The following is an 11,262-nucleotide window of genomic DNA, read 5'->3' as shown; positions in this document are numbered from 1 at the left end:
GTTAGGCGACTTCAAGCTGCTGTCTGTATCGTGCAGGCGGCAGCTTGTTTAAGTTCTATTGACCTAAGAATGATTCTTGTGGAGCGTTATCCCAACAGTTTCCTCTACGTGACAAGGATTGACCTAGCCCCATGTTCTTTCCATTAGAAGTTAAGGCTAATGTTCGGACTGATCGGAGTAGTACCATTCGGGCTATGCAAGAGATGATCGGTCCCCGATATCAGATTCGATGGTTTATGGATCTTCAGGCAACGACACCTTAGCATTTCTATTATTGTCACCGGAGCCTGACCTCCAAGGCAATCCATACAAAAAAACGCCATCACATTATGTGATGACGTTTCTCTTTGAATGGAGCCTAGGGGGATCGAACCCTGATCTCATCGCTGCCAACGATGCGATCTCCCACGTAGTTCAGAAACACTACCATTTCCAGCATTTGATAAAAACTGCACGATATCTAGTCTAAACTTGATATCAATACCATCACGCATCACAGTTACAACATCGATTATACTTCTGAGCATAGTCTTCTTTTTCTCATCAGTTTCGTCCTTGAATTTCTCTATCCAGACACTAATACTTTCAGATAGTTCCTTTATGTCATTTAGCTCTGATTTTTTTGTCTGTAAATCAATCTCCAGCTTTCTTACCTCTGAGTCTGTAATTGCTAGTTCGTTTTGTTTTTGCTCTATTAAGTCATTAAGCATTTCGGGTTTAAATGTACTTTTACCCATTATACTTTTTGATATTTCAGACTTCAGAGCATTTATTTCTTCATAACACGATTCAAGTTCTTTATTTTTCTTATCTACGGCTTGTTTAATATAATCAAATTCTTCCTGATTGTAGTCTTTAGCATACTCTCGATAATCCATTTTCTTTAAATAAGAAAGATAGTTATCTACCTCTTCTAAAACTGTATCCTCGATTTTATTTTGGGCATACATTGTTTGACCAGCGCATTCAACCTTTTTGAGTGCTTTACCGCTACATCTATACACTGCTCTTTTCCACTTTTGAATCTCTCCATTTGCCAATGCGTACTTCTTACTATTATATGTAGTAGTAAGTGGTGATCCACAGTTACCGCAGCGAATCATTCCAACAAATAATAATGGACTCTTAGTACTATTTACTCTTGAATAGGTATGGTTTTTTATGTTTTCTACCGATCGAGAACTCCTAAAAGCTTGGACGTAATCAAAATCGTCTTCTGGGATAATTACCAGATGAGTCTGACACTGCTCTGGCATTGTCCATTCACTTTTATCTTTAGTAACAAAAACACCTTCTTTGGATTTTCTCTTTCCGTAAGCAGGATAACCTTTGTATGTTGGATTCTTTAAAATAAAGTTTATTGCTCCAGTATTCCAATTTGAACCTGTAGAAGTTTTAATGCCTCTTTCATTTAAATATTGAGAAATCCTATTGCTCCCATATCCTTGCTCTTTAACCAGATTGAATATTTGCTTAATTACTAGCGCCTGAACTTCATCTATCTCCAACTTCATTAACTCTTTACCCTTTTTATTGATAGATCCAGATTTAACTAATTTGTAGCCAAAAGGAGCCGTCCCCCCTCTAAATATGCCGTCCTCTGCCATTTGCACATGTTTTTCATCAACACGAATTGATGTTTTTCGAGATTCATTATTAGATTGCCAGAATCTAAGGAAATTTGTTATATCATGGCTCTCATCTTTAAATTCTTGTTGACCCTCTTTAACTGACCATACTTCTACACCTTGAGTAGTGAACCATTTGATAAGCATAGGAGTTTCATACGTTCTTCTTCCGAGCCGATCAAACATAAAACACAGCAAGATGTCGTAGTTGCCATTTTCGGCATCATATTTAGCTCTCTGCATTTCATCGCGGTTATCATTAGAAGTCTTATAGCCTGATACACCCTTTTCTACGTATTCTTTTACCAATGTCCAACCTTTGTTGTCAATGAAGTCTGTACACGATCTTCTCTGCATTGGAATATCGTTACCGTCTAGTTGCCCCTTGGTTGAAACTCGATAAAATGTAGCCACACGTAGTTTCCCTGCCATATATTTATCCCTCCAATCGCTCTTATATACTACCATAACTATATATTATTATTGACCTTGAGTAAACAATTATTGACTGTCCCTAATTTAGATGATATATTATTTCTTGTGCCCAACATGGGGCGTTAGTTCAGTGGGAGAACGCTTCGCTGGCAGCGAAGAGGTCAGGGGTTCGACCCCCCTACGCTCCATAAAATAAAGACCCTCTACTTAGGGTCTTTTTGTTTACTTAAATATGTAATGATTCCTATTTCCAAATATAATTGCCACTCTCTTATCTACCTCATCAATATCTACGTTATATTCCTTCTTCGTTTCTCTAATTCGTGTAGCCAAATCTTTCAATGCTTTTCCTACTTCTTCTGGTGTGTTTGTTTTCATTTTTAAATTCTACTCTTTGTTGAACATTACAACACATGTAATAAATTGGAGTTATGTAACCTTCGATTAAACAAGGGAGACGAAATTTCGTCCTCCAAGATGAGTCAAATATGACGCTCCTTTAACTTCTTACCTCTCTTCAATCTTCGCAATTCCGTCAGCTCTTTCTTAATTTGGATTACACGTTCAAGAGATGTGGTTCGATCAACGGATTCGGCAATCAATTTATTGTATATGATATCCAGCTCATTCAGAGGTTTACTTATTTTTCTTGGCTTTATCTTAGGTTGAGTTGGACTCTTCTTGGATCTACATTGCACCGAAGTGATTGGAGAAGAACAACCGATTTCTCTGGTACAGACGGACTGGAACTCCAGACTGCTCTTCTCCCTTTCCCCACTTCACTAATCCTCCAGATTGTCTTTGGACAACAGGGATTTCAGTTCTTTCATGAACATATTGATATCTTTGAACTGGCGGTAAACCGACGCGAAACGGACATACGCCACTTCATCGACTGGAAACAACTGTTCCATCAATAGCTCACCAATCTGACGACTCTCCACTTCAGCATCAGCTGTATTACGCAGGGATTTCTCCACTTCAGATACCATCATCTCCAGCGTCTCAACGGAGACTGGACGTTTCTCACAGGCACGAATAAGCCCGCGAAGAATCTTGTCCCGGCTGAACTCTTCCCGGCTGCCATCTTTCTTGATGACAATCAATGGAGTTTCTTCAATCATCTCAAACGTTGTGAATCTTCGGGCACACTGCTCACACTCCCGGCGACGGCGAATGGATTTCGCTTCGTTGGCCGGACGCGAATCAAGCACTTTGGTACCCATATAACCGCAATAAGGACACTTCAAATCAGATCACTTCCCACGTTTTACTTTTTGCCACATATTCCCTGTACTGATTTTGTAATGAAAACCGCATTGCCGACACATAATACTTTTACCAACCCGCGAGGAGGTGAACAGCAATGGCACAAAGCAACGGAAACTCCAACAACCTGGTGGTAACTAAAGCTTCCGCAGCACTCGAGCAAATGAAATATGAAGTTGCTCAAGAACTCGGAATCAGCATCCCACAAGACGGATACCAAGGTAACATGACTTCTTACGAGAACGGTTCGATCGGTGGATACATCACGAAGCGTCTGGTAACAATTGCAGAACAGCAATTGGCAGGTCAATACCAATAATATCTGCATCGTACTACGTTACACAGAGGAGCATGGAGCGGCCGGTAGATAACCGGCCTGCTCTGTGCTTCTACTTATATACTTAGAACGTATTATATATCTTTACATACTGATTATAATAGTAAATGACCCTTTGTACATAGTGACGCGTCTCACCAAATGGAATATCTTTCACTGTATCGATCGAGCCATCCCATACACCATCTCTAAGCCAACTATTCACTTTGCCTGGACCCGCATTATAAGCAGCGATCATAACCACTTCATTGCCACCGAATTGATCGGACAGATTCCGCAGATACCATGTGCCTAACTGAATATTTCGTTCAGGCTCGTGCTTCAATTCCTCCAGCGAAGTGTCGGGGATTTTGGCTTGTTCCAGTATCCAGTTGGCCGTGTCCGGCATTAGCTGCATAAGCCCAATGGCACCGCGCTTGGATTCCTTGCTTGTCTTGAAATTGGTCTCCACCTTAATGATTGAAGCAATCAGAAACGGATCAACCTCATAGCTCTGAGATTGGGCACGAATCTCTTCCTTATAATGAATTGGATAGAACCATGCCATCCAGTTAGTATTCAGAAATAACACCAGTACAAAGGACACAAACATCAACAGCAGTACACGTTTCTTACGCAATAGTCTCATAACAAACCCTTACGCTGTAGATATGAGTCAATTTGCTGTTCCGTCTCAGTCCATAAACCGCTGTTATCGATGACAATGTCTGCCAGCTTTTTTTTGCGCTCAATATCCATCTGTACATCCATTCGAGCTTCAGCCTGTGCTGCAGTCATTCCATCCCGACTCATCAAGCGATCTCGTTGCACCGATCTTGGGACATATACAACCATAATTTCCTCGAAACCATCCTCCAGACCTGATTCGTAGAGCAAAGGAATATCAGACACCACAAGTTTATCCGGATGTTGCAATTCGTATGCAGCAGCCCGTTCGCGCATCTCTCTTCGGATTGCCGGGTGTGTGATCGCCTCCAGTGCCTTTCGTTCCTCGGGTTGTTCGAAAACAATACTTCCTAGCTTTTTCCGATCCAGTGTTCCATCTTCATTCAGTATGGCTTGTCCAAACCGCTTAACAGCGGCGGCCAACACGGGATGCCCGGGCATCATAACTTCCCGGGCAATAACGTCTGCATCGATGAGCAACGCTCCCTTACTGGCGAGATAGGCGGAAACACTGCTTTTGCCTGTCGCGATCCCGCCGGTTAAGCCTATATTCATCGTTTCACCTCATAACAGCTTCATTATTCCCATAATCATTAACAATAGCGCTGGCAATACAGACAGTCTTCGCATCCAGCGCAGAGCTGAGAATCGCAGGCCAACCTTCATGCCGAGTGACAGAAACGCCCCACTAAACAATGCAATAATAAGTGCTGTCCAGAGTGTAGGGAATCCCAAAAGCGCTGCTCCCAAACCTGCTCCAAACGCATCCAGAGACAGAGCAATACCAAGCCACATCGCTTCTTGGGCAGAGATACTCCCCGAGTTATCCATATCCGCCTTGGAGGGACTGCGAAGGATCTGAATAACAACGCCAAGTTTACGCAGTTCCAATGTAAATACCATTCGTTCCAGTGATCCACTTGAAGCCGACTGCTCCAGATCCAGTGCAAGCACCTGATTCCTGCCCTTTGAATCCGACAGCCTCTCTTGTGCCTCTCCTACCCCAGTCACCGTTGCTTCTGTTCCCTCACCTGTTCCAGTGTCTGTTTCCAGCTGTTCTTTGCCTTGCTTTCGAATAAGCTGCAACAGTGACCAAGCACCAATACCAATCAATATAACGGCTCCCACAATCGAAGCGATATCCGGTGACACCACATGGGACAACAGCACACCTACTTGCATCGACAAGGCAATAACCAATCCCGAACAGATCGAAATAACAGCGATAGATAACAGGGGAATCTTAGTCCTCCGTAACCCATATGTAATCCCGACTCCAAAACCATCTAAACTAAGCGCCAAAGCAAGCGCCAGCAATGAAATAAAATGATGCAGCACCCCGGACTCCTCCTCTGTGCGGTACTTGTGCCAACTGAAGATGCCAGTATGGGTATACGCCCGCTTATTTCTGCCATATCAGTATATGGAGGGAGGAATCCAAGGGTGCTATGATTTCATCATTTCGTTCATTCAGTTCATGTTTAGCAGCTGACAGTTCGGACAAAAATGCGTTCCACGGCCACCAACCACCGTTTTTTCAATTAACGTACCACATGTTGTACAAGGTTCTGATTTTCGTCCATAGATTTTCAGTTGATGCTGGAACATCCCCATCTCACCCTGTCCATTCACATAGGACTTGATGGAAGATCCACCTGCATTCACTGCATCTTGCAACGTAGCCACAATCGCTTCATGGAGCACCGTTAACTGAGCTTCGGTCAGTGTCTTGGCGATGGTCTCGGGATGGATGCCTGCACGAAATAGAGCCTCGTCCACATAAATATTCCCGATACCGACCACATATGCCTGATTTAAAAGTACAGCCTTGATTTTGGTTGTGCGCTTGCCCACCGCCTCGCGGAATGCAGTTACCGTAAAGGCTGGATCAAGCGGCTCCAGTCCCAGCTTCAGCAAAGGTTTGGACACCAGTTCCTCACCTGCATTAAACAAATGCATCGTACCGAACTGGCGCACATCCTTATAACGCAATTCCGTACCATCATTAAAATGGAAGATCACATGTGTATGTTTCTCCACATCTTCATGCTGCTCGTACACACCGTACCTTCCTTCCATCCGCAGATGGGAGACAAGCACCAGCCCGTCCAGCAAAATACGCAAAAACTTGCCGCGGCGCTCCACGCCAATGACGGTATGTCCTGCGAGTTCCATTGCAAATGCATCTATGTCGTCCGGCCGCTGAATAATCCGCGGCAAGCTAACGGTAACATGATCAATCGTTTTGCCCACAATAAGTTGATTCAATGTTCTTCTGACTGTTTCGACTTCCGGTAATTCCGGCATGATGTTCTCACCTCCCCTACATTATAACGGAAGATGGCGCTCAGCGGGACCCTTTTCTTATATCTCAAACATGGAAGGGACTAATGTAAAATACAGGAAAAACCGCGCGGCGCTTGATTTATTTCGCTTCGTACCAGTTATCCCCAAAGCTGACTTCGGCTTTCAGCGGAACCGACAGTTCCAATGCTTTTTCCATAACAGAAGGTACTAACTCTTTCATCAGTTCCAATTCATCCGCAGGCACTTCGAATACAAGTTCATCGTGCACCTGAAGCAACATACGGCTCTTCAACTTGCGTTCCCGCAGCGCTTCATCCATCTGTACCATGGCCAGCTTAATGATATCTGCGGCTGTTCCCTGAATCGGTGTATTCATCGCCGTACGCTCTGCGAAGGAACGCAGATTGAAGTTACTGGCATTAATCTCTGGCAAGTAACGACGTCGTTCCAACAGCGTTTTGACGTAACCATCCTGACGAGCTTCCTTCACAATGTCATCCATATATCGGCGGACACCCTGAAATACTTCAAAATACTGATCTATAAACTGCGCGGCCTCTTTACGTGTAATATGCAGATTCTGGGATAAGCCATAATCACTTATTCCATACACGATACCAAAGTTAACCGCCTTGGCTGAACGACGCATATCCCCATCCACATCTTCAGGCTTCACGCCAAATACATCCGAAGCCGTCTTTGTATGAATATCCATATCGTTGACAAATGCTTCCTTCAAGCGCTCATCGTCCGAAATGTGGGCCAGTACACGCAGTTCAATCTGGGAATAGTCTGCTGCCAAAATGGACCATCCAGGCTCGGAAGGAACAAATACCTTTCGGATTTTGCGACCTTCTTCCATCCGAATCGGAATGTTCTGCAAGTTGGGGAATTGACTGCTAAGTCGTCCCGTTGCAGCAATGGTCTGACGATAATACGTATGCACCTTGCCATCTCGATCAGAAATCTCTTTAAGCAAGCCCTCCACATAAGTGGATTGCAACTTGGCAAGCTGACGATATTGCAGAATATGCTTAACCACATCATTATAAGGAGCCAATTTCTCCAATACTTCCGCATCTGTGGAGTAGCCCGTTTTGGTTTTTTTCACCACTGGCAAGCCCAGTCTGTCGAACAAAATCTCACCCAGTTGCTTCGGCGAATTCAGATTAAATTCTGTCCCTGACAACTTGTAGATTTCAGCCATGAGTCTGCTGATATGCTCTTCGAACTCGCTTCCCAGCGCCTGCAAATCGGCAGTGTTAGCCTTAATACCCTGCTTCTCCATATCTGCCAGAATACGTGACAACGGCATCTCCAGCTCGTGGAAGAGTGAGTTCATCTCATCGCCCGCTAGTGCCTGTTCCTGAAGTGGAATAATCGCTGCGACTGCAGCTGCTTTGCGGCACAGGAAATCACCCAGGATCTCTGCTTCCGGCACCTTGTACTTGGCCCCTTTGCCCATAACCGTGTCATCCTCCACGAGTGATGGCAGACCATACTTGGTCGTGAGTCCACTAATCGTCTGGTTGGATTCTGTTGGATCAAGCAAATAGGCAGCCAGCTGTACATCAAATGATGCACCAGCGAATTCAATACCATGTGCATGAAGGGCCAGGTCTACACGATGAAGATCATACCCGCGCTTCGGTTGCTCTGAGTTACCAAGCCATTCCCGCACTGGAGCCGCAGCCTCGGAATGAAGCAATTCGGGAGATATGAACGTATACGTTCCAGCGGAACCTACAGCAAGTCCAATCAGTTTCGCTTGGTGCGGGTTATCCCCATGTGTCTCCACGTGAAGTACATCAATGGAATCCAGGGAACTGAACAACTCACTTATGTTCTCCTCTGTTGCAATGGAGGACTCTACCTCGGCAGCAGGGATCGCTTCCTGTTCAGAACCAATGCTGCCACTGAACGACAGGCGTTCGAGCAAGGATTTGAATTCCAGCTTGGCCAATGCAGGACCAGCCTGTTCTTCTTTTAATCCAGCGAATTGCATATCCTCCCATGTCTGCTCCAGCGGAACTTCCCGGTGAATCGTCGCGAGTTGTTTGCTCATCCGGGCATCTTCGGCGTGAGCCTCGATCTTCTCTTTCATCTTACCCTTCAGCTCACTTGTGCCGTTCAGCACATCCTCTACGGATCCGAACTGGTGCAGCAGCTTCAACGCTGTTTTCTCTCCAACTCCGGGAATTCCCGGAATATTATCGGACGCATCGCCCATCAGACCTTTGAGATCAATGATTTGCAGCGGCGTCAGACCATAACGCTCCTTAATCTGAGCAGGGTCATACAGTTCAATATCGGTTACCCCTTTACGCGTCAGTCCGATATGTACATGTTCGGAGGCGAGCTGCAGCATATCTTTGTCACCCGATACCACAAGCACCTGTCTGCCCGCATCATCTGCGCGTTTGGTTAACGTCCCGATAATATCATCCGCTTCGAATCCAGCCAGCTCAAACTGAGCGATGCCAAGTCCTTTCAGCAGTTCTTTGAGCAAAGGGAATTGCTCTGACAACTCTGGTGGTGTTTTCTCCCGTCCGCCCTTGTATTCCTGATACCCTTCGTGGCGGAACGTGACTTTGCCTGCATCAAATGCGACCATAACATGTGTAGGCTTATGCTCTTCAAGCAGTCTCAGCAGCATCGTGGTGAAGCCATATACCGCATTGGTATGCAGACCTTTCGAGTTGGTCAGCGGCGGCATTGCAAAAAACGCCCTGTAAATAATGCTATTACCATCTATGAGAATAAACTTGTCCATTCCAGCACCTCGCGTATTATATGGTCAACCTCTTCAAATTACATCTACCCTCATGATACCATACCCACCTGTCACATCAAAAAGAATAGCCTCTTTCACTTCATTTTTAATGGTAAAAAAGAACCTTCTCCACAGCCAGCCTGCACACAGGCTACCCGGGAGAAAGTTCTTCATTTGGTAAGCAATGCTCTTCTATTGATTCAGATCCGGACGTTTACCTGTCACCAGGTATACCGTGCTCTCACCAATGTTGGTTGCATGATCGCCAATTCGTTCAATGTAGCGTCCCACCATCATCAACAACATAGCCTGAGAAGCCTGATTCGGATGCTCCGTCATTAACGTGTAGAGATCACTGATCATGTGGCTGTACAGTTGATCGACCTGATCATCCGTCTGAGCCATTTTATAGGCCAAATCTGTGTTTTCTTTCAGGAAAGATTCGATCGATTCATCAATCATGGATTTCACGATTTCTGCCATTTGCGGGATATCCACCAGAGGTTTAATCAACTTCTGGCCATCCATCCGGAGTGTCACCTTCGCCACGTCGAGAGCAAGATCTCCCATACGCTCCAGATCACTGGAAATTTTGAATGCCACGATAATACGTCTGAGATCCTTCGCCACCGGCTGTTGTGTGATGATCAGTTTGGAGCCAAGTTCCATAATTTTGTCTTCAAGGGCATTCAGATTCGCATCATTCTTGATGATGACCTGAGCTTTCTCCGCGTTCATCGTTTGTAAACTCTCAATAGCACCATCCAATGCTGCTCCTACATGTTCACCCATTTGTTTGAGCAAGATACGCAGCTCTTCAAGCTCCTGATCAAATTCTTTTCTGCGAATCATAGATTTCATGTCCTCCTTATCCATCATCTCCGGGTATGCCGGGATCATTCCAACTCAGCTCGCTTAACCGAACCTTCCGGAGATATAGTCCTCGGTCCGGGAATCTTGCGGTGTGGAGAATAACGTCTCCGTATCAGCTGCCTCCACCACTTCACCATTCAGGAAAAATACCGTACGTCCAGATACCCGTGCTGCCTGGTGCATATTGTGGGTAACCATAACGATCGTGTACTTGTGATGCAGTTCCTTCACCAGTTCCTCAATCTTCAACGTGGAGATCGGGTCGAGTGCAGACGTTGCTTCATCCATCAGCAGGACGTCAGGCTGTACAGCCAGCGCCCGTGCAATACAGAGACGCTGTTGTTGTCCGCCGGACAAACTAAGTGCCGACTTTTTCAATACATCCTTCACTTCATCCCACAGGGCAGCATGGACAAGGCTTTGTTCCACCAACTGATCCAGTTCAGCCTTGTGGGTTACCCCGTGCAAGCGCGGTCCATAAGCCACGTTATCGTATATGGATTTTGGAAAAGGATTCGGTTGTTGAAACACCATGCCAACTCGTTTGCGCAGTGTCTCCACTTCAATCTCATTACTGTAAATGTCAGAGCCATTCAGCATAACCTGTCCTTCCACACGAACACCCGGAATCATGTCATTCATCCGGTTTAACGTGCGAAGCAATGTCGATTTACCACAACCTGACGGCCCGATGAACGCAGTAACGGTTTTTTCCGGCAGATCCATCGATATATTTTTAAGCGCGTGATGCGTATCATAATATAAATTAAGATTTTCAATGTGAATGAGGTCCTTCATGGATGTTCACTTCTCCTTCGCTGCAGGGACACGAAAACTCCCTTTACGTTGAGACCGATACTGATCATCTTTCATCGCTGCTCGGCCATCTTTAATATCCTACCCTTTCATTGTAAAAACAGTATCACTTTCATGTTAACGGAATGTAAAAAAAGACACCCTTAACCTTCATGATC

At 45.1% G+C, this 11,262-nt stretch carries 11 protein-coding genes and 1 tRNA gene; 2 read left to right on the top strand and 10 right to left on the bottom strand.

The features are described 5' to 3' along the window. Positions 1-380: 380 nt before the first annotated feature. The gene (locus ABTV53_RS09055; RefSeq protein ID WP_433752424.1) at positions 381-2,060 is read right to left on the bottom strand and encodes a recombinase family protein; all 1,680 of its coding nucleotides are present in this window, start codon (positions 2,058-2,060) and stop codon (positions 381-383) included. Between the two features lie 119 nt (positions 2,061-2,179). Between ABTV53_RS09055 and ABTV53_RS09050 the strand changes: the two genes are divergently transcribed. Then, positions 2,180-2,251: transfer RNA gene (locus ABTV53_RS09050), tRNA-Ala, on the top strand. A 34-nt stretch (positions 2,252-2,285) separates the two neighbouring features. Here ABTV53_RS09050 and ABTV53_RS09045 read toward each other — a convergent pair. Beyond that, positions 2,286-2,441: a hypothetical protein gene (locus ABTV53_RS09045; protein ID WP_433752422.1), complete on the bottom strand. Its 156-nt coding sequence runs from the start codon at positions 2,439-2,441 to the stop codon at positions 2,286-2,288. Positions 2,442-2,845: 404 nt separating this feature from the next. Beyond that, a complete protein-coding gene (gene nrdR, locus ABTV53_RS09040) occupies positions 2,846-3,313 on the bottom strand; it encodes a transcriptional regulator NrdR (RefSeq protein ID WP_026081166.1) in 468 nt (155 codons plus the stop codon). 116 nt (positions 3,314-3,429) lie between these two features. On the opposite strand from nrdR, the gene ABTV53_RS09035 reads away from it, so the two are divergent. Continuing rightward, a complete protein-coding gene (locus ABTV53_RS09035) occupies positions 3,430-3,651 on the top strand; it encodes an alpha/beta-type small acid-soluble spore protein (protein ID WP_017689472.1) in 222 nt (73 codons plus the stop codon). An 82-nt stretch (positions 3,652-3,733) separates the two neighbouring features. Here the strand turns inward: ABTV53_RS09035 and ABTV53_RS09030 are convergent, their stop codons facing one another. The 7 genes from ABTV53_RS09030 to pstB all read right to left on the bottom strand — a co-directional run bounded on the left by ABTV53_RS09030 (position 3,734) and on the right by pstB (position 11,086). Continuing rightward, positions 3,734-4,297, bottom strand: coding sequence for a lytic transglycosylase domain-containing protein (locus ABTV53_RS09030; RefSeq protein WP_433752419.1), 564 nt, complete (start codon positions 4,295-4,297; stop codon positions 3,734-3,736). Continuing rightward, positions 4,294-4,890, bottom strand: coding sequence for a dephospho-CoA kinase (gene coaE, locus ABTV53_RS09025; RefSeq protein ID WP_433752418.1), 597 nt, complete (start codon positions 4,888-4,890; stop codon positions 4,294-4,296). The genes ABTV53_RS09030 and coaE overlap by 4 nt, the downstream gene beginning before the upstream one ends. A 9-nt stretch (positions 4,891-4,899) precedes the next feature. Next, positions 4,900-5,673, bottom strand: a complete 774-nt coding sequence (locus tag ABTV53_RS09020; protein WP_433752417.1) for a manganese efflux pump — start codon at positions 5,671-5,673, stop codon at positions 4,900-4,902. Positions 5,674-5,805: 132 nt separating this feature from the next. After that, positions 5,806-6,642, bottom strand: a complete 837-nt coding sequence (gene mutM / locus ABTV53_RS09015; protein ID WP_215076743.1) for a DNA-formamidopyrimidine glycosylase — start codon at positions 6,640-6,642, stop codon at positions 5,806-5,808. Positions 6,643-6,760: 118 nt separating this feature from the next. Further along, positions 6,761-9,415 (bottom strand): DNA polymerase I, encoded by a 2,655-nt coding sequence (polA, locus tag ABTV53_RS09010; RefSeq protein ID WP_433752415.1) that lies wholly within the window; start codon positions 9,413-9,415, stop codon positions 6,761-6,763. Positions 9,416-9,607: 192 nt separating this feature from the next. After that, a complete protein-coding gene (gene phoU, locus ABTV53_RS09005; protein WP_347387908.1) occupies positions 9,608-10,267 on the bottom strand; it encodes a phosphate signaling complex protein PhoU in 660 nt (219 codons plus the stop codon). A gap of 63 nt (positions 10,268-10,330) precedes the next feature. Then, the gene (gene pstB / locus ABTV53_RS09000) at positions 10,331-11,086 is read right to left on the bottom strand and encodes a phosphate ABC transporter ATP-binding protein PstB (RefSeq protein WP_433752413.1); all 756 of its coding nucleotides are present in this window, start codon (positions 11,084-11,086) and stop codon (positions 10,331-10,333) included. Positions 11,087-11,262: the final 176 nt, after the last annotated feature.

Source organism: Paenibacillus amylolyticus (assembly GCF_050990605.1).
GTDB lineage: Bacteria > Bacillota > Bacilli > Paenibacillales > Paenibacillaceae > Paenibacillus > Paenibacillus amylolyticus_H.
This window is presented reverse-complemented; position numbering and strand designations above follow the sequence as displayed.

Coding starts and splice junctions, on each gene's coding strand:
- ABTV53_RS09055 (WP_433752424.1), bottom strand. CDS start 2,060: ATGGCAGGGAAACTACGTGTGGCTACATTTTATCGAGTTTCAACCAAG.
- ABTV53_RS09030 (WP_433752419.1), bottom strand. CDS start 4,297: ATGAGACTATTGCGTAAGAAACGTGTACTGCTGTTGATGTTTGTGTCC.
- pstB (WP_433752413.1), bottom strand. CDS start 11,086: ATGAAGGACCTCATTCACATTGAAAATCTTAATTTATATTATGATACG.
- ABTV53_RS09035 (WP_017689472.1), top strand. CDS start 3,430: ATGGCACAAAGCAACGGAAACTCCAACAACCTGGTGGTAACTAAAGCT.
- coaE (WP_433752418.1), bottom strand. CDS start 4,890: ATGAATATAGGCTTAACCGGCGGGATCGCGACAGGCAAAAGCAGTGTT.
- polA (WP_433752415.1), bottom strand. CDS start 9,415: ATGGACAAGTTTATTCTCATAGATGGTAATAGCATTATTTACAGGGCG.
- phoU (WP_347387908.1), bottom strand. CDS start 10,267: ATGATTCGCAGAAAAGAATTTGATCAGGAGCTTGAAGAGCTGCGTATC.
- ABTV53_RS09045 (WP_433752422.1), bottom strand. CDS start 2,441: ATGAAAACAAACACACCAGAAGAAGTAGGAAAAGCATTGAAAGATTTG.
- mutM (WP_215076743.1), bottom strand. CDS start 6,642: ATGCCGGAATTACCGGAAGTCGAAACAGTCAGAAGAACATTGAATCAA.